This window comes from Streptosporangium sp. LJ11 (assembly GCF_051918945.1).
Taxonomy (GTDB): domain Bacteria; phylum Actinomycetota; class Actinomycetes; order Streptosporangiales; family Streptosporangiaceae; genus Streptosporangium.
On sequence record NZ_JBPXMB010000020.1, the window covers coordinates 124,311 to 142,257 of the forward strand.

Sequence of the window (17,947 nt, forward strand, 5' to 3'; positions counted from 1 at the left end):
TTCGCAGAACGTGGCTCACACGCGCAGCAGCGCGGGCGAGTCGATGTGCAGCACGCTGTTGGGGCCTTCGTGGAGCCTGAGGGAGAGCCGGTACCGGTACGGGACGCCGGGCGTCATGTCATAGGGCACGACGCCCTCCCACACCAGCAGGTCGTGGTTCTCGTATCCGTTGGAACCCGTGGCGTCGACCCTCGCCCCGGGCACGGCACCGGGTGCCGCGACGCCGGAGGGCGCCGCCGGGTGCGGCGACGCGGCCTGGCCGGCCGGGGACGGGACGGCCGTGCCGGACAGGAACTCGATGGCCTGGATCTCGACCGGGGTCTGCACGTCCACGTGGATGGGTGTCCACTGGACGACCTGTCCCGGGGCCACCGCCGTGATGAGCTCGGGGGTCCCCTGGTGTTTGCTCCCCGCCGAGCTGTCGTCGACCAGCGAGAGATTGCCGTTGTGCAGCGTCCGGTCGGACAACGCCCCGACGGCGTCGACCATCACGACGATGCTGATTCTCTGTTTCATCGATCCTCCCTTGTCGGATGTCATGTGGACGTACGGGCCGCCACGTGCTCAGCCCCGGTCCCTGACCAGCGGCGTCTTGCCGACGGTGGTCCGTTCGATCTGCGGTGAGGAGGGGGGCACGAACACCAGCCGGAACCCGTATCCGGTCTGCTCGATGGCCGCCGCGTTGGCCTCCCGGTCGTTGAAGAGCGACAGGGAGCTCGGCAGCGCCTGGGTGAACAGCTGCCGCGTCCCGCTCGGGCCGAGCGCGTGCTCGACGGCCGCGGTCATGCCCTCGGCGTCGTCCACCGCCGCCAGCAGGGTGAGGGTCCGGTCCTCACGGTGGTTGTGGAACTGGACCTCGTGCGCGACCAGGTCCAGGTCGACGCCGGTCGTCGAGCGCAGCCGCCCGCGCAGGGCCGCGTAGGCCAGCGTCGCCGAGTACTGGCTGTCGTTGAGGTGCAGCACGTCGGCGGTGCGCCCGGCGAACTCGAATCGCTCGGTGCGCAGCCCCGGCCCGTTCAGGGCGGGGCGGCGGATCATCCGGTCGCCGAGCTTGAGCCGGAGCAGCGGCGTCTCGTCGGCGTGCAGCCGGGTGACGACCAGCTCGCCCTCCTCGCCCTCGGCGACGGCTCGGCCGTGCTCGTCCACGATCTCCACCAGGTGCAGCCCCGGCACGGCCGAGAGCGCCGGCGAGGCATGGTCGAGCTGGAGCCCGACGCACTCGGCCTGGGTGGCGGCGAAGTAGCTGAGGATCGACACGTTGGGGAAGAACGCATGCAGCTCGTCGCGCTTGCGCTGCGGCAGGGAGCCGCTGCCGTACATGGCGACCCGGAAGCTCGCCCTGGCGTGCGGGGGCAGGCCCGCGCCCAGCTCGGGCAGGAGCGCGATGCCGGCGGTGATGCCCATCAGCGCCTTGTGGCCCGGGTAGGAGAACATGTGCTCCAGCACCGGCGCGCTCACCGGCCCCGCGCCGATGTAGTTGACCTCCGGGACGTGGGACAGGACGCCGCCGACCATGGTCCCGCTGCTCCACATCTGGTAGTCGGCCAGGGTGGTGAACAGCCAGCGCGGCGCGGGACCGCGCAGGTAGCGGCCGAGCTGGTAGGCGCCCATGAACGCCCCGGCGATGCGGTAGGTGTCGCGCAACTCCCGCAGGGAGTACACGATCTCCAGGGGCATGCCGTCACCGGTGCCGCCGCTGGCCACCACCTCGAACCCGCCGTGGTCGAGCGGCACGACCATCCCGGCCCGCGCGCCCATGAACATGTCCCGCTGCACGGTCTTGTCCGAGAGGGGGATCCGCTCCCACTCGGACATGTCGGCGGGCGCGTCGCGGACCCCGAAGTAGTGCAGCCGCTCGCGCCACAGCGGGTTGAGCAGCGCGATGCCGACGAGCTGCTGGAGCCGGCGGAACACCAGCGCGTTCTGGAGGTCGAGCGGGGACTCGCAGTACGGGACTCCGGCGAGCCGCCCGCACTCCTCCAGCTTCCCCGCGAACGACGGCAGCCGGGTGACGTCGTCCACCGAGCGGGGCCGCAGCTCCTCCTCGGGGATCAGCCGTGCCGCCAGCTCCGCCGAGGTGGCGATGTCCAGATCCGTCATGGTCATGAGTGACTCCCGTTTCGCTGGTCGTGCCGGGTCGTGGCGCTCGCGCGCAGCACCCGTTGCCCGATGTCCCTGATCTCGGCGATGAGCATCGCCAGGTGGTCGGCGTCGATCAGGTGGTTCATCACCACCACGCGCAGCGCCGCCACCCCGTCGATGTCGACCTTGGAGATGAAGAAGCGCCCGCCGTCCCGGATCCGGTTGCGGATCTCCAGCTGCAGCCGGTGCACGGTCGCCGGTTCCAGGCCGTCCGGCCGGTACCGGAAGCACAGGATGTTGGACTCCGGCTCGTGCGCCACGGCGAAGTCCGGCTCGGCGGCGAGCATCCGGTACGCCTGCCGGGTCATCGCGCACAGCCGGTCGATCCGCTGCGCGAACAGCGCCGGGCCGTAGACCGACCAGACCGTCCAGAGCGGCATGATCATCGGGCGTTTCGTGCACTCGAAGTTCTTGTCCGCGCTGTCGTAGGCGCTGTAGACGTCCGGTTCCTCGTCGAAGACGTAGCTGGCGCGCTGCCGGAACGCGCCGCGCGCCGACGTGCCGTCGCGGTAGAAGAGCAGCGTGCACGGCGCCGGCATGAACAGCATCTTGTGGGCGTCCCAGGTCAGCGAGTCGGCCTGCTCGATGCCGCGCAGCCTGTCCCGGTGCCGGTCCGACAGCAGCAGGCTGGCCCCGTGCGCCCCGTCCACGTGGAGCCAGAGCCCATGCCGGCGTGCCACGGCCGCGAGCTCCTCCAGCGGGTCGAAGGCGCCCATCGACGTGGTCCCGGCCGAGGCCACCAGGCAGAACGGCCGCAGGCCGCGCCGGTATGCCTCGGTCAGTGCCGGGCCGGCCAGATCGGGGCGGATCCGCCCGGCCCGGTCGACCGGGAGCCGGACGATCTGCCGCTCGCCGATGCCGAGCACCCCGGCCGCCCGGGTCACGCTGTAGTGGGCCTCCTCGCTGACCGCGATGGCCGGGGGCCCCTGCATGTCGCCGGCGCCGCGCGTCCAGATCTGCGGGAAGGCGCGGTTGCGGGCGGCCAGCAGCGCGGTCAGGTTGGCCAGGGAGCCCCCCGAGGTCGTCACCATGGCGAACCGGTCGCGGCTCCAGCCGATGAACCGGTTGAGCTCCTCGGCCATGAGCCGCTCGGCGACGCTGGGGAGCTGCCCGGCCTCGTAGAAGGAGGAGGGCTGGTTGACCACCGAGCCGACCAGGTCCATGAGGCTGGCCAGCGGCACCACGCCGGAGAACTGCCGTCCCATGTAACCGGGCGAGTAGACCGGGATGCCGGTCCCGGTGTACAGGTCGACGATCTGGTTGACCCGGTCGGCGTCGAAGTCGGCGACGCGCTGCCGTTCCGGGGTCATCAGCCCCCGCGCGGCCTTCAGCAGCACCGCGGGGTCGAGGAGGTCGAGCCCCCGGACCGACCGGTCGCCCAGATACGTCGTCAGGCGGCTGACGATGTCCACGGCGCCGTCGTGGAAACGTCCGGGGTCGAAGGCCGCGGTGAGGGCCGGCGTGGGAGACCGGGAGCCTTCGCCGGTCGCCGGCTCTGGAGTCGTCGGCTCTGGAAAGGAACTCTGGACATCGGAAAGCGAACTCGTCACGGAGGAGGCTCCAAACGATCCGGCGTCGAGAACGCCATATGGTCGCGCCTGGACGGGAGTTCGGAGATGGTGAATTGAACTCCCGGGCGATCACATGGAGGTTCTCGTGAATAAATACGTGATCTGTGGTGGTGCGTCGATCGAGAAAGAGATCTCCGGTATCCGGGGCGCGAGGCGGAATTCGCGCCGCCGGACCGTTTCGACGCCTTGGAACGGTCCAAATTTGGGAGGGAATGTTGATCGGTGATGGTGGGGGATGGCGCGAAGGGCGTCGCCGCCCCTGCTCACGTCCTGTTCGATCGGCCCGGATCGTCGGGCGGCGATGCCGCCCGACGATCAGGATCTGGAGGAGATCCGTCGTCGACGAACAGCGATTAATTCGAGGTGAATTTCACTCGCCGAATACGTTGGCACGCCCGTCATGTAAGCGACCTAACCATTGATGACGGGAGGGGCGCAAGACCTCGGACGCAGGTGGAGTGGCAGATTCCGGCCACAGTTACTCACGCGCGGCGATTGGGATGGGGAGATGCGCGGTGACTCTTAGTTGTTTTGGGGCTTATGGGTTTTTCCTGCGAACGTGGATTAAGCCCGGCATTCGAGGTCGCCGCCCCCGCGCCTGCGGAGCCCTCGATGGAAGACCGTGTGAGGGCGCCGAGCCTCGCGGGGCGAGAAGACTCCAGGCCGATCCCTTGATCCCGGGGACTCCTGATGCACCCGAACCGGGCATGTCATCCCGAGAGGTCGAGGTGCCAGGGAAACCCGTTCGGACGCGGCGCGACGGGTTCCTGCGAGATCCGGGGGCGACGGCCGAACGCGAGAGGCCAGATCCGAAGATCTTCGGATCTGGCCTCTGAGCTGGTGAAACCGGGTGGACGATACAGGGATTGAACCTGTGACCTCTTCCGTGTCAGGGAAGCGCTCTCCCGCTGAGCTAATCGTCCTCGCTGAAAACCAGAGGTGGAGACGGGATTTGAACCCGTGTAGACGGCTTTGCAGGCCGTTGCCTCGCCTCTCGGCCACTCCACCGGAGTGAGAGCCCGAAGACCCTTCGAGCGGAAGACGGGATTCGAACCCGCGACCCTCACCTTGGCAAGGTGATGCTCTACCACTGAGCCACTTCCGCGTGTCTCCGGGACCGGCCCGGACTCACGGTGAGAACTCTAGCGAATACCCGGCGACTCCCCAAACCGAATACGACCGGTATCTTGAGATGTAAGGAGCCAGCAAGGGTTTCACCGGTTACTAGTGCTCCCCCCTACGCGAGAGAGTTGACAGCATGCGCGACAACGAGGTCGTGAACATCGGGCCGGAGCCGCTGAGCTTCGAGGAGGTCGTCAGGGTCGCCAGGCACGGTGCCCCCGTACGTCTGGGCGACGACGCCGTGGCCGCCATGGCGGCGGCCCGCACCCGCGTGGACGAGCTGGCCGAGAGCCCCACCCCCGCCTACGGCGTCTCCACCGGGTTCGGCGCCCTGGCCACCCGGCACATCGACCCCTCGCTCCGCGCCCAGCTGCAGCGATCCCTCGTACGCTCGCACGCCGCCGGGTCGGGACCCGAGGTCGAGATCGAGGTCACCCGGGCGATGATGTTGCTGCGCCTGCACACCCTGGCCACCGGCCACACCGGCGTGCGCCCGAAGACGGCCAAGGTGCTGGAGAGCCTGCTCAACGCGCGGATCACCCCCGTCGTGCACGAGTACGGAAGCCTCGGCTGCTCCGGCGACCTTGCGCCGCTCTCCCACGTGGCCCTCACGATCATGGGCGAGGGCGTCGTCCGCGACGCCGCGGGGGAGCGGGCCGACGCCGCGGAGGCCCTCAAGCGGGCGGGCATCGAGCCCGTGGAACTGGTGGCCAAGGAGGGGCTCGCGCTCATCAACGGCACCGACGGCATGCTCGGCATGCTCATCCTGGCCATGGACGACCTCGCCCGCCTGTTCAGAACCGCCGACGTGAGCGCGGCCATGAGCGTGGAGGCGCTCCTGGGCACCGACCGTGTCTTCGCCGCCGACCTGCAGGCCCTGCGCCCGCACCCCGGGCAGGCGGCCAGCGCCGCCAACCTCAGGGCCCTGCTCGGCGGCTCGCAGATCATGGAGTCCCACCGGGACGGCACCTGCACCCGCGTCCAGGACGCGTACTCCCTCAGGTGCGCCCCGCAGGTCGCCGGGGCCGCCCGCGACACCCTGGCGCACGCCGCCCTGGTCGCCGGGCGGGAGCTGGCCTCCGCGATCGACAACCCGGTGGTCCTGGCCGACGGCCGGGTGGAGTCCAACGGCAACTTCCACGGAGCCCCCGTCGGCTACGTGCTCGACTTCCTGGCCATCGCGGTCGCCGACATGGCGAGCATCTCCGAGCGCCGCACCGACCGCATGCTGGACGTGGCCCGCAGCCACGGCCTGCCCGCCTTCCTCGCGGACGACCCCGGCGTCGACTCCGGCCACATGATCGCCCAGTACACCCAGGCGGCGGTGGTCTCCGAGCTCAAGCGCCTGGCCGCGCCCGCGAGCGTCGACTCCATCCCGAGCTCCGCCATGCAGGAGGACCACGTCTCCATGGGCTGGTCGGCCGCGCGCAAGCTGCGCCGCTCGGTGGACGGCCTCACCCGGGTGCTCGCGGTGGAGGTCCTCACCGCCGCGCGGGCCCTGGACCTGCGCGCCCCGCTGCGGCCCGCCCCGGCGACCGGGGCCGTGGTGGACGTGCTGCGCCAGTCCGTCCCCGGTCCCGGCCCCGACCGCTTCCTCGCGCCGGAGATCGAGACGGTGGTCCAGCTCGTCGCGGCCGGCGCGGTCGTCGCCGCCGCCGAGACGGTCACCGGTCCCCTGTCGTAGGGCGGTCACGGCGCCGTCACGGGCCAGCGCGGTGATCCCGCCGTCACGGCCCGCAGGCGAGCCCGGTGGACGCCGCCGCCGTCATCGCCGCCGTCACCGGCCCGCGGGGAGGGCGGCGATCACCTCCACCTCGATGAGCAGCCCCGGCCGGAACAGCCGCGAGACCTCCACGGTCGTGCTGGCCGGGGGTTCGCCGGTGATGAAACGCTCGCGCACGGCCCCGTACTCCCGCAGCAGCGACATGTCGGTGAGGTGGCTCCGGATGTGGGTCACGTCGTCGAACGTGCAGCCCTGGTCGGCGAGGACGCGTGACAGCAGGTCCATCACATGTTCGGACTGGCGCGTCATGTCCCCCTCGCCGACCACCTTCCCCTCCCCGTCCAGTGCCACCTGCCCCGAGACGAACAGCAGGCCCGCGGCCCTGGTGGCGTGGGAGTAGAGCCCGTTGGTGGCGGGAACCGTGGCCGGGTTCAGTCTCGTCACGCCGGTACGGCCCGGTCCTCCCTTCCCGGTGCCTCCGATGTCCTCTGTGTCACCTGTGCCCCTGATGTCCCCGGCTTCCCTCGTTTCCGCCTGACCCGTCTGGCGAGGCTCGCCCGTCCGGTCCGCCCCGGTGGGACCGGTCGCGGCGACGTGCGTGAAGATCGCGGTCAGGTCCGCCCCGCCGAGCCCGGCCGCCACCGCGCCCGCCAGCCTGGCCCCGGCCGCGGCGGCGAGCGTCTGGGTCCCGTGCGCGGCCAGCTCCATGTCCTTGGCCGCCAGGCCGAGGGCGTAGCGCGTCCCGTACGGACCGCTCTCGACGGCCGGGCGGACCCGTTCGACGAGCGGTCCCAGCGGCGTGCCGCCGAGCACGTCCAGCAGGGCCGCGGTGTCCACTCCGGTCGCCTCCGCGTACGCGACGGTCTCGGCGAGCAACACCTGGGCGGGCACCAGCGCGCTCATCACGGCCAGCTTCATCGCCGCGCCCGCGCCGGGGCCGCCGGCCTCGAGCACCCGGCCGAACACCTCCAGCGCCTTCCGGCAGCGGGCCAGATCCTCGGGCAGGCCCCCGGCCAGCACCACCAAGGTGCCGTCCGCGGCCGGTCCCACGCTGCCCAGGACCGGCGCGTCGACCAGTCCCACCCCCGGGGGAAGCAGGTCGCGCAGCCCGGCCACCGCCTCGGGCCCGATCGTCGACATCTCCGCGACCACCGTCCCGGGCCGCAGACCCGGCGCCGCGTCCGCGAGCACCCGTCTCGCCGCCGCGGGGTCGGCGAGCATCGTGACGACCAGCTCCGCGCCCGCCACGGCCTCGGCGGGCGACGCCGCCGTGGCGGCTCCCTCGACCGCGCGGGGGGTGCGGTTCCACGTCGTCACCGTGTATCCGGCGGCCACGAGCCGCCGGGCCATCGGGGCGCCCATGCGTCCCAGACCGAGAAAGGAAATCATGCGCTCCACGCTACGAACCGGCAAGGCATTCCACCAGCGACTAGATTGCATGCAAGCCATGCGAAGGAGGAATGTGTTCGACGTCGAAGGCCTGCGCCTGCTGGACGCCGTGGCCCGCACCGGGTCGTTCACGGCAGCCGCCGCCAGGCTCAACTACACCCAGTCGGCCGTGTCCCGCCGCATCGCCGCCCTCGAACACCGCGCGGGCGGCCCGCTGTTCGAGCGGCTGCCGCGCGGGGTGCGGCTCACGCCCGCCGGTGAGGCGCTGCACCACCACGCCCAGGTCGTCCTGAACCGGCTGACCAGGGCGGAGGAGGAGCTGGCCGGGATCCTCGGCGGCTACCGGGGGCGGCTGCGGGTGGGGGCGTTCGCCACCGCCAACGTCGCGCTCGTGCCCGGCGCCCTGCGCGCGTTCCGCCAGGACTTCCCCGAGGTCGAGCTCGTCCCGATCGAGGGGCCCAGCGGGAGCCTGCTGCGCCGCATGCGCGAGGGCGGCCTGGACGTCGCGGTGGTCAGCGACTACCCGTCCGAGCTGCCCCGCGAGGAGGAGATCGAGATGATCGAGCTGGCCGACGACGAACTGCTCGTCGCGCTGCCCCGCGATCACCGGCTGGCGGCGGAGGAGATCGTCGACCTGCGCGAGCTGCGGGAGGCGACCTGGATCGAGGCGCCACCGCCCGGCCGGGCCACCGCGCTCGCCGCGGCCTGCGCCCGCGCCGGGTTCGCGCCCCGCGCCACGGTCAGGATCGCCGAGTGGACGGGCAAGTTCGGGTTCGTCGCGGCCGGGCTCGGCGTCACGCTCGTCCCCGCCATCGCCGCGTACGCCGTACCGGCCGATCTGGTGCTCCGCTCCCTCGGCGACCTCGCCCCGCGCCGGACCGTCTACGCGGCGCTGCCGCCCACCCCGCTGCCCGCCGCCCGCACCCTGGTGCGGCTGCTCGCCGAGCGGGCGGGACAATAGGGCAGTGCATGACTTTTTTGCGCATGTCACCGGATATCTGGCCACGGGCCTCCGGGACCTCACCACCGATCTCGCCGCGCTGGACGGCGAGGGATGGTGGGCCGTCGTGATCGACTACGAGGGCAAGGTGACGTGCGCCAGGTTCGGGGACGTCCGCAGGGCCCCGCTGCCCGCGCCGCGCGGCCCCTGGCGCGGGCCGCACCCGTCGTCGTGGCGCACCTCCCTGGACCGGGCCGCGTACGAGGACGGCGTGCGGCGCATCCGCGCCTACATCGAGCGGGGCGAGGTCTACCAGGCCAACCTGTGCCGGGTGCTGAGCGCGCCGCTCCCCGCGGGGCGGGGGCCGGACCCGCTGGCCCTGGCCGTACGGCTGGCGGAGGGCAACCCCGCCCCCTACGCCGCCACGGTGAGCCTGCCGGGGCTGAGCGTCGTGTCGGCCTCCCCGGAGCTCTTCCTGTCCAGGGACGGCGACGTGGTCGAGTCCAGGCCGATCAAGGGGACCGGGGTCACCGCGGCGGACCTGCTGGAGAAGGACTACGCGGAGAACGTGATGATCGTCGATCTCGTCCGCAACGACCTGGGCAGGGTCGCCGCGGTCGGTTCGGTGAGCGTGCCCGCCCTGTGCGAGGTGGAGGAGCACCCCGGTCTCGTACACCTGGTCTCCACGGTCCGGGCGCGGCTGGCGCCCGAGTACGGGTGGCCGGAGCTGCTCTCCGCGACCTTCCCGCCGGGATCGGTGACCGGCGCTCCGAAATCCTCGGCCCTGCGAATCATCGATGAGCTCGAACCAGAGCCGCGCGGCCCCTACTGTGGAACCGTGGGCTGGGTCGACGCCGACCGGAGGCGGGCGTCCCTGGCCGTGGGGATCCGCACGTTCTGGCTGTCGTCCGACGAGATCCGCTTCGGTACGGGCGCGGGCATAACCTGGGGTAGCGATCCGCGACGCGAGTGGGACGAGACCGAGCTGAAGGCCTCCCGGCTCATCGCGCTGGCATCAACATCAGGCTCAGAAGGAGTCGCATGAACGTACCCATATGGCTTAACGGGGCGCTGGTCTCCCCGGATCAGGCCGTCGTCTCGGTGTTCGATCACGGCCTGATGGTCGGTGACGGGGTGTTCGAGACGATCAAGTGCATGGACGGCGCCACGTTCGCGCTCACCCGCCACCTCGACCGGCTCACGCTCTCGGCGCGGCGGATGGACCTGCCCGACCCCGACGTGGCCGCGATCGCCGACGGGATCCGGGCCTGCCTGGCAGAGGCCCCGCCGTGGCGGCTCGGCCGCGTCCGGGTCACCTACACCAGCGGCCCGGGACCGCTCGGCTCCGACCGGGGCGACCAGGGCTGCACAACCGTGGTGATCGCCGACGAGCAGAAGGCGTTCCCGGCCACCGCCGACGTCACCGTCGTGCCCTGGCCACGCAACGAGCGCGGCGCGCTCGCCGGGGTGAAGAGCACCTCCTACGGCGACAACGCCAAGGCGCTGTTCTTCGCCAAGGCGAGGGGCGGCGGCGAGGCGATCTTCGAGAACCTCGCGGGGAACCTCTGCGAGGGCACCGGCAGCAACATCTTCGTCGTACGCGACGGGCGGCTGCTCACCCCCACGCTCGCCTCGGGCTGCCTGGCCGGGGTCACCCGCGCGCTCGCCCTGGAGTGGTGCGGGGGCATCGAGGAGGACGTCCCGCTCTCGGCCCTGTACGAGGCCGAGGAGGCGTTCCTGACCTCCACCACCCGTGACATCCAGCCGATCCGCGCGGTCGACCGGACCGTGCTGCCCGCCGCGCCCGGCCCGATCACCGCCAAGGCCATGCAGGTCTTCGCCGAGCGCTCCGCCGCCGACCTCGATCCCTGAGCCCGGTTCCCCGGGATTCGTTCCCGTTCCCGATGCGACGTTCCCGGCTCCGGTGAGGGCGTGCCCACCGGAGCCGGGAACGGGCCGTCCGGCGGTCACGGACCGGCCGGACCGGCGGGCTAGTAGGACACCTGGGTCTGCGCGTTCAGCTCCTTGGTCCTGACCTTGGCGGCCGGGTCGGTCAGCGGGTCGTCGATGCGGAGCACGTCCAGGCCCTTGGTGATGTCACTCGAGTAGATGTGGCCGTTGTAGTAGTACGCCGACCAGGAGCCGCCGACTCCCGGCACCGGGCCCCGCTCGAAGAAGCCGATCTCCCGGGGCTTGGTCGCGTCGGTGAAGTCCCAGACCGACACCCCGCCCTGGTACCACGACTGGACCATGATGTCCTTGCCCGGCACCGGCAGCAGCGATCCGTTGTGCGCGACGCAGTTCTCCTCGGGCGACTGCTCCCTCGGGATCTTGAAGTAGCCGCGGAGCGTGAGCCTGCGGTCCTTGCCGAGGCCGTACACGGCGTTGGCGCCCTTGGTCTTCGGGGTGTTGGCGTCGCAGGTCGCGCTCACGCCGCCGCCCAGCTCGTCCCCGAAGACGACCTTGGTGGCGTCGTTGTTGAACGTCGCCGAGTGCCAGATGGCGAAGTTCTCCTTGTCGCTCACGTGCTGGAGGACCTTGGGGTTGACCCGGTCGGAGATGTCCATCAGGATCCCGTCGCCGAAGCAGGCGGCGGCGGCGAGGTCCTTCTCCGGGTAGACCGTGAGGTCGTGGCAGCCGCCGATGGCCCCCTCGACGGCCTTCTCGGAGAGGGCCGGCTGCGAGACCACCTTCGCGGTCTTCGGGGCCTCGACCGGCACCTCGACCACGGAGATCTTGTTGTGCGGGGGCGGGCAGGTCGCCGTACCGGGCTCGGGGCCGGGGGAGGAGATGTAGAGGTAGACCTTGTCCGGGCTCTTGCCGGGGACGAGCGTGTGGGTGTGCGAGCCGCAGTCGGTCTGGACCGCCGAGACGAACTTGGGGTTGGCCTTGTCCTCGATGTCGAAGATCCGGATGCCCTCCCAGGCGTCCGACTCCGGCTCGCCGCGCTGGGCGTCGCACTCCGGGCCGACCCGGGCGGAGTCGATCGACAGGAACAGCAGGTTCCCGCTCACCGAGATGTCGTTCTGCTCGCCGGGACAGAGGACCTGACTGGCGATCGAGGGCTTCGACGGGTCGGAGATGTCGAAGACGCTGAAGCCGTCGAAGTTGCCGACGAACGCGTAGTCGCCCTGGAAGGCCAGGTCGGTGCCCCACGACTGGGGCCCGTCGAGCGGGGCGCTGGGGGGCACGTTGGCCAGGTGCGTGATGTTGTCGCTGTGCGTGCCGTCCCCCGAGATTCCGGGAGCGGGGGTCTCCGCCGTCTGCTCCGAGGCGCTCGGGCTCCCCTCGGGGGTGGGCGCGGCCGCCGCGGACGGTGGCGAGGCAGTGGGAGTCGGATCCGCCCCACACCCTGCCACGAGAAGTAGCGCGGACAGGACGAATGCCACGATCGGTCGCACGGTGCCCCCATTACGTCGGTCCACTTGCCCCATTATTGAAGCTATGCGGAGGATGCGTGTGCCGAGTCAGGGTATCGCGGTGATCATAATGGCAGCGGTTCTCGGTGGATGCGCGGAGGCCGGATCGGAGCGGTCCATCCCGCTCGTCGCCGAGTCCGGCGCGCCTGTGATCATCCCGGGTGGCCCGGGGGAGGCCGGTCGCACGGCGATGCCCGGCGAGCGCCTCGGGGAGTCCGAGGCGCGCGTCACCGCGGCCGACGTCAGGTTCGCCGAGGGCATGATCCCGCATCACCGGCAGGCGCTGGAGATGGCGGCACTGGTGCCGGCCCGGTCGTCCTCGCCGGTCCTGCGGAAGCTCGCCGAGCGGATCACCGCGGCGCAGCGGCCGGAGATCGCGGCCATGACCTCGTGGTTGAGGTCGGCCGGACGCCCTCCGGGCGAGCACGGCGGCCACGACGACCACACGCTCCCGCTGGAGGAGATGAACCGGCTCAGGGCGGCCAGGGGGGCGGCCTTCGACACCCTCTTCCTGACCCTCATGATCACCCATCACGAGGCGGCGGTGACGATGGCGGGGCTCCAGCTGCGCGAGGGCGCCGACCGGGTCATGCTGGCCACCGCCAAGGACGTCGTCTCCGGGCAGGGCATCGAGATCGCCCGGATGCGGGACCTGCTCAAACCCGGGACGTAGCCCCGAACCCGAGACGTGGTCTCAATGCGGGACGTGGCTTCGAACCCGGGTCGGGGCCTCAAGCCCGGGCTGGGGCCCGGCGGCCCCGCCGGGAGGCCGTCACGAACTCCAGAGCATGTTGCTGAGCTCGGCGTCCAGATCCATGAAGTCGGTCTCGCGACCGGCGGGGACCAGCTCGTACGTCCGGTGCAGGAACTCCGTGAGCGGGGCCAGGGGCACCTCGAACAGGGCCTGCCCGAACGGCGACGTGAGGCTTATGTGCAGCGTGCGCTCGCCGTCGGCGCGCGCCGGCCACACCTGCACGTCCCCGTCGCCGACCCGCCGCACGATGCCGACCGTCAGCAACTCGCGAGCGAAGATCCACTCGACCGGTTCGTCGTTGCCCACGTGGAAGGCCATCCTGATCGCGTACGGATCACCGGCCGTATAGCTGAGCCCGGCGAGCAGGGGGACGGTGGTACGGTCGGGGACCACAAGCCGAAGGCCTAGCTCGGCAGAGACGGTGGCGCTGTTCATCGTCAGCCAAACCTTTTTCGTCGTCGGTCCCCTCTGCGGGGCTTTCACTGCTCTCACTGCTCCGAAACGGCCTCGTTCCTCGCGAGCTATCACGCGGAACAAAGAAACCTGTAGGAAAGATTCCGCCTCGACGCCCTTCTGTAACACACATCACAGCGCGACATTTGGGCATCTACCTGGCTAAACATCACCAACAGGGCCGTATTTGCAAGGGTTTTGCGTCTCGTTTTGGTCACCGTCGACTCCCTGGCGGGGCGTCTCGGGTGATTCGGGTCGAGCGCGGGTCGTTCGGTGCTTCTACGGATCAGGACGATGCTATGACACCGTAGCCCCCCGCCGGATGCATCCTCAGACCTTTGCCTCCCGACCGTGTCGTCTTTCAAGATCATTTCGTTGGCGGATACCGCTTCGCGAGCACTCCCGGATTGCTGTATGGTTTTCCACGTCGGCACCGTGAGGGGCCGCGCAGGGCGGGCGATTAGCTCAGCGGGAGAGCGCTTCGTTCACACCGAAGAGGTCACTGGTTCGATCCCAGTATCGCCCACACTAGCAAGTCGCAGGTCAGAGCCTCCTGGTTGACGTCAACCGGGGGGCTTTTTCCATGATCGGACACCTCGTACGGCGGGAGTCGCCGGGACCGGCTCGGGGCGGGGCACGTCCTGTCCGCGCGGCGGCCCACGAGGGCACGGGGAGGCGCCCTGATGCCCCTAGGACGCCGGAACGGCGCCCCGCCCCCTCCCGCGCTCCGTGAAAGCGCGTTCAGGACGCTGCGGCGCCCTCAGGGTCGAGCCCGGCCGGTGACGCCGCCCTCGGGCGCGGGGCGGCGGGCCCTCCCCGGAAGGCCGCGGAAAGCCCCCCCGCCTCCGGGACTCCGAGGCGGACCGGAGGCGGGGGAGAGTCCTCGGCCTCCGGCTGTGGCCGGGCGCGGCAAGGAGAGTCCCCGGGCTCCCGAACTCCGCGGCGACCGGGGACGGCGGGGAGGGTCCTCGGTCTCCGGGACCCCGGCTGCGACCGGGGACGGCGGGGAGGCGTGCCCAGAGGGACGCCTGACTGTCGGTGGCCGGTGGCATCCTGGGGGCGTGAGAGCCCACACGGTAAGCCCCCTGTTCGTCGGCCGCGCCGACGAGCTCGCCGTCCTGGAAGGCGCGCTCGCCAGGGCTCGTTCCGGATCGGCCTCGACCGTGTTCGTGGGAGGCGAGGCCGGGGTCGGCAAGACCCGCCTCGTCCGCGAGTTCACCGAGCGCTCCGACGGCGCCCTGGCGCTGGTCGGCGGGTGCCTGGAGCTGGGCACCGACGGCCTCCCCTTCGCCCCCTTCACCGCGGTGCTGCGCAAACTCGCCCGCGACCTGGGCCACGACGGCGTCGCCGCGCTGCTGCCCGGCGGGGCGACGCGAGGGCTCGCCCGGCTGCTGCCGGAGTTCGGTGAGCCGGAGAGAGAGGACGCCGAGGCGCGGGCCCGGCTCTTCGAGCAGATCCTGGGCCTGCTGGAGCGGCTCGCCGAGACCCGGCCGACGATCCTGGTCATCGAGGACGCCCACTGGGCCGACCGCTCCACCCGCGACCTGCTGTCGTTCCTCGTCCGCTACCAGCGCCCCGACGTGCCCCTGCTGACCCTGGTCACCTACCGGGCCGACGAGCTGCACCGCACGCACCCCCTGCGCCCGCTGCTGGCCGAGCTGAGCCGGGTCGACTGGGTCACCCGGCTCGACCTGCGCAGGCTGAGCCGCCGGGAGGTGGGCCAGCAGGCCGCGAGCATCCTCCACGGCGAGCCGGTCGCCGACATCGATCTGGTCTACGCGCGCAGCGAGGGAAACCCGCTGTTCGTCGAGGCGCTGCTCAGCGGGGGCGAGGGCGAGACACTGCCCGACTCGCTGCGCGACCTGCTGCTGGCCAGCGTCGAGCGCCTGCCGAAGGAGACCCAGGAGCTGATGCGGCTGGCCGCCGCCGGCGGGGCGAGGATCGAGCACACGATGCTCTCGGCCGTCGCCGGGGCCGACGACGGCGACCTTTCCCGCCTGCTGCGCCCGGCGGTGGCGGGCAACGTGCTCGTGGTCGACGGCGAGACGTACGCCTTCCGGCACGCCCTGATCCGCGAGGCCGTCCACGACGACCTGCTGCCCGGTGAGCGCACCCGCCTGCACACCCGTTTCGCCGAGGCCCTGGAGGCCGACCCCGGCATCCTGCCCGCCCCCCGGTCGGCCATCGAGCTCGCCCACCACTGGCACGCCGCGCACAACCCCCTCTGGGCGCTGATCAGTGCCTGGCACGCGGCCGCGGCCGCCAGGAAGGCGGCGGCCTACGACGAGCAGCTGCGCATGCTGACCCGGGTGCTCGAGCTGTGGGAGACGGTGCCCGACGCCGCGGAGCGGATCGCCGCCGACCACGTCGACGTGCTCCGGCAGGCCGTCACCGTGGCGCACCTGGCGGGGGAGTTCGAGCGGGGCATCTCCCTCGCCAAGGCGGCCCTGCGGGAGATCGACACCGCCACCGACCCGATCCGCGCGGCCCGGCTGCTGCGCCAGCGCGGGCTCGTCAGGTACGACCTCGGCAGGGACGGGTACGTCGAGGACCTCCGCACCGCCGCCAAGCTCGTTCCGGCCGAGCCGCCGACCTCCCTGCGCGCCCGGGTCCTGGAGAACCTGGCACGCGTGCTCAGCGAGCACGGCGACCGGGCGGAGAAGGAGGCGACGGCCGAGGAGGCGATGCGCATCGCCCAGGAGGTGGGCGACACCGACGCCGAGGCTCACGCGCTCATCACCCTCACCTGGGCCGGTTGCCGTTACTCCCGGACGGAGGACGAGATCGCCGCGTTCGCCCGGGCGCGGGAGAACGCGGGCAGGGCCGGCTCCTACCACGCGCTGATGCGGGCCGTCATCTTCGAGTCCGACGCCCTGGAGGGGGCCGGGTGGCATGAGCGGGCCGCGGAGGTCGCCCGCCGCGGCGTCGCCGACGCCGAGGCGTACGGCCTGGCCCGCACGTCCGGCGCCTTCCTGGCGATCAACCTGGTCGAGCCACTGGTCTCGCTGGGCCGCTGGGACGAGGCGTCCGAGGTGGTCGAGCGCGTCCTCGAGGTCGCCCCGCCGGCCCCCTACCGCGCGAGCCTGCAGGGCCTGGCCACCGACATCGCGCTGGCCCGCGGAGACCTCGACCGGGCCGAATCGCTCATCCGGGCCTCGCGGGCCGTGTTCTCCAGGGGCACCTACCGGAACCAGACGACCCTGCCCCACCTGCGCAGGGAGATCGAGCTGCTGGTGGCGCGCGGCAGGCACGACGAGGCGTCCGCGCTCGTCGAGCGGACCTTGGACGAGCAGGACCTGGAGATCACCCCCCGCTACGTCTGGCCGCTCCTCCTCGCCTGCCTGCGAGTGGCCGTGCCCTCGCTGCCCTCGCTGCCCTCGCTGCCCCGGCTGCCCCGGCTGCGCGCCGTGGCCGCGAGGCTCGGCGTGGAAGGGGAGCTCCAGAGGGCGCACAGCCTCACCTTCACGGCCGAGGCCGCCCAGACGGAAGGGGTGCTCGACCGGGGGGCGTGGGACGCGGCGGCCGCCGCCTGGGCCGCGCTCCGCCAGCCCTACGCCGAGGCCTGCGCCCTGCTCGGCGCGGCACGGGCCGCCGTCGCGGCGGGGGAGCGCGACGAGGCCGCGCTGAGCCTGCCCCGGGCGGCGGAGCTCGCGGCGCGCGTCGGGGCCCGGCCGCTCGCCGCCGAGATCGTCTCCCTGGCCAGACGGGCTCGGATCCCGCTCTCCGGAGAGCCCGCCTCCGCCGAGCCGGTCTCCGAAGGGGCCGGGTTCGGGCTCACCGCGCGCGAGCACGAGGTGCTGGGCCTGGTGGCGACCGGCCGCAGCAACCGCGAGATAGCGGGGGAACTGTTCATCTCGGCGAAGACCGTTAGCGTGCACGTCTCCAACATCCTCGCCAAGCTGGGCGCCGCCTCGCGCGGGGAGGCCGCGGCGACGGCACACCGGCTGCGCCTGTTCGAGGGGTGAAGCGTCACCACGTCTCACGTTGCTGTCCGTTAAGCCACATATTTCAGACTAAATAGCCCAAAAAGCTCTTGTTCCGTGTCATCCGGGTTCCGTGCCGAGCCGCGCGTCCCCGGTGCTCCGGCGTGGCGCCTTCCGGTCCGGCCGGCCGTTGTGAGGACGGTGTCGTGCGGGCCGCGCCGTACTGGCCGGGATGTGCGGGCCGTTACGTGCGGACCGGGAGGTGCGGGCCGTTATGTGCGGACCGGGAGGTGCGGGTCCGCGAGTTTCGTCGGCCCGCTTCCCTCACGCAAGCCGTTTCGTGCGGCGGTGTTTCCGGGGCGTGTCCCCGGTCCCCGTCACGTCGCCGGCGCCCCCTCCGTCCCGCCGCGCGGGACCTCCCCGAAGGGTTCGCGCCCCCTCGCCTACCGGCCCCGAACGGGGCCCGAAGGCCCCCGTGGCAGGCAGATCGGCCGGATCGCACGCGGGGTCG

Annotated in this window: 12 protein-coding genes and 4 tRNA genes; 7 read left to right on the forward strand and 9 right to left on the reverse strand. The window is 71.8% G+C overall.

Going from position 1 to position 17,947, the window contains the following annotated elements; all coding sequences use genetic code 11:
- Positions 1-15: 15 nt before the first annotated feature.
- The 6 genes from ACTOQ3_RS28010 to ACTOQ3_RS28035 form a co-directional block, all read right to left on the reverse strand.
- On the reverse strand, positions 16-516 hold the full coding sequence (locus tag ACTOQ3_RS28010) for a hypothetical protein (protein WP_440086389.1): 501 nt from the start codon (positions 514-516) through the stop codon (positions 16-18).
- A gap of 48 nt (positions 517-564) precedes the next feature.
- Positions 565-2,106, reverse strand: a complete 1,542-nt coding sequence (locus tag ACTOQ3_RS28015) for a hypothetical protein (RefSeq protein WP_440086390.1) — start codon at positions 2,104-2,106, stop codon at positions 565-567.
- The gene (locus ACTOQ3_RS28020) at positions 2,103-3,554 is read right to left on the reverse strand and encodes a pyridoxal phosphate-dependent decarboxylase family protein (protein WP_440086391.1); all 1,452 of its coding nucleotides are present in this window, start codon (positions 3,552-3,554) and stop codon (positions 2,103-2,105) included. Before ACTOQ3_RS28020 ends, ACTOQ3_RS28015 begins: the two co-directional genes overlap by 4 nt.
- A 1,010-nt stretch (positions 3,555-4,564) precedes the next feature.
- Positions 4,565-4,636: transfer RNA gene (locus tag ACTOQ3_RS28025), tRNA-Val, on the reverse strand.
- Between the two features lie 14 nt (positions 4,637-4,650).
- Positions 4,651-4,721, reverse strand: a tRNA-Cys gene (locus ACTOQ3_RS28030).
- Between the two features lie 25 nt (positions 4,722-4,746).
- Positions 4,747-4,818: transfer RNA gene (locus ACTOQ3_RS28035), tRNA-Gly, on the reverse strand.
- A gap of 153 nt (positions 4,819-4,971) precedes the next feature.
- Here ACTOQ3_RS28035 and hutH point away from each other — a divergent pair.
- Entirely contained in the window at positions 4,972-6,519 is a 1,548-nt protein-coding gene (gene hutH, locus ACTOQ3_RS28040; protein WP_440086392.1) for a histidine ammonia-lyase, read from the forward strand.
- A 93-nt stretch (positions 6,520-6,612) separates the two neighbouring features.
- On the opposite strand, the gene ACTOQ3_RS28045 is transcribed toward hutH, so the two are convergent.
- Positions 6,613-7,947 carry an NAD(P)-binding domain-containing protein gene (locus tag ACTOQ3_RS28045; RefSeq protein WP_440086393.1) on the reverse strand — a complete coding sequence of 445 codons (1,335 nt, stop codon included), beginning with the start codon at positions 7,945-7,947 and terminating at the stop codon, positions 6,613-6,615.
- A 73-nt stretch (positions 7,948-8,020) separates the two neighbouring features.
- Here ACTOQ3_RS28045 and ACTOQ3_RS28050 point away from each other — a divergent pair, with 73 nt between their 5' ends.
- From ACTOQ3_RS28050 to ACTOQ3_RS28060, 3 genes are read left to right on the forward strand one after another with little or no spacing between them, the layout of a single operon-like run.
- Positions 8,021-8,908 carry a LysR family transcriptional regulator gene (locus ACTOQ3_RS28050; protein WP_440086394.1) on the forward strand — a complete coding sequence of 296 codons (888 nt, stop codon included), beginning with the start codon at positions 8,021-8,023 and terminating at the stop codon, positions 8,906-8,908.
- A gap of 4 nt (positions 8,909-8,912) precedes the next feature.
- The gene (locus ACTOQ3_RS28055) at positions 8,913-9,932 is read left to right on the forward strand and encodes a chorismate-binding protein (RefSeq protein WP_440086395.1); all 1,020 of its coding nucleotides are present in this window, start codon (positions 8,913-8,915) and stop codon (positions 9,930-9,932) included.
- The gene (locus ACTOQ3_RS28060; protein ID WP_440086396.1) at positions 9,929-10,759 is read left to right on the forward strand and encodes an aminotransferase class IV; all 831 of its coding nucleotides are present in this window, start codon (positions 9,929-9,931) and stop codon (positions 10,757-10,759) included. Before ACTOQ3_RS28055 ends, ACTOQ3_RS28060 begins: the two co-directional genes overlap by 4 nt.
- Positions 10,760-10,878: 119 nt before the next feature.
- On the opposite strand, the gene ACTOQ3_RS28065 is transcribed toward ACTOQ3_RS28060, so the two are convergent.
- Positions 10,879-12,276, reverse strand: a complete 1,398-nt coding sequence (locus ACTOQ3_RS28065; RefSeq protein ID WP_440086397.1) for an LVIVD repeat-containing protein — start codon at positions 12,274-12,276, stop codon at positions 10,879-10,881.
- A 100-nt stretch (positions 12,277-12,376) separates the two neighbouring features.
- On the opposite strand from ACTOQ3_RS28065, the gene ACTOQ3_RS28070 reads away from it, so the two are divergent.
- Complete coding sequence (locus tag ACTOQ3_RS28070) at positions 12,377-12,979, forward strand: DUF305 domain-containing protein (protein ID WP_440086398.1); 603 nt, start codon at positions 12,377-12,379, stop codon at positions 12,977-12,979.
- 99 nt (positions 12,980-13,078) lie between these two features.
- On the opposite strand, the gene ACTOQ3_RS28075 is transcribed toward ACTOQ3_RS28070, so the two are convergent.
- Positions 13,079-13,495: an SsgA family sporulation/cell division regulator gene (locus ACTOQ3_RS28075; RefSeq protein WP_184547867.1), complete on the reverse strand. Its 417-nt coding sequence runs from the start codon at positions 13,493-13,495 to the stop codon at positions 13,079-13,081.
- 472 nt (positions 13,496-13,967) lie between these two features.
- Here ACTOQ3_RS28075 and ACTOQ3_RS28080 point away from each other — a divergent pair.
- Together ACTOQ3_RS28080 and ACTOQ3_RS28085 are read left to right on the forward strand one after the other, a co-directional pair.
- Positions 13,968-14,039: transfer RNA gene (locus ACTOQ3_RS28080), tRNA-Val, on the forward strand.
- Positions 14,040-14,574: 535 nt separating this feature from the next.
- Positions 14,575-17,478 carry a helix-turn-helix transcriptional regulator gene (locus ACTOQ3_RS28085; RefSeq protein WP_440086399.1) on the forward strand — a complete coding sequence of 968 codons (2,904 nt, stop codon included), beginning with the start codon at positions 14,575-14,577 and terminating at the stop codon, positions 17,476-17,478.
- The last annotated feature ends 469 nt before the right edge of the window (positions 17,479-17,947 follow it).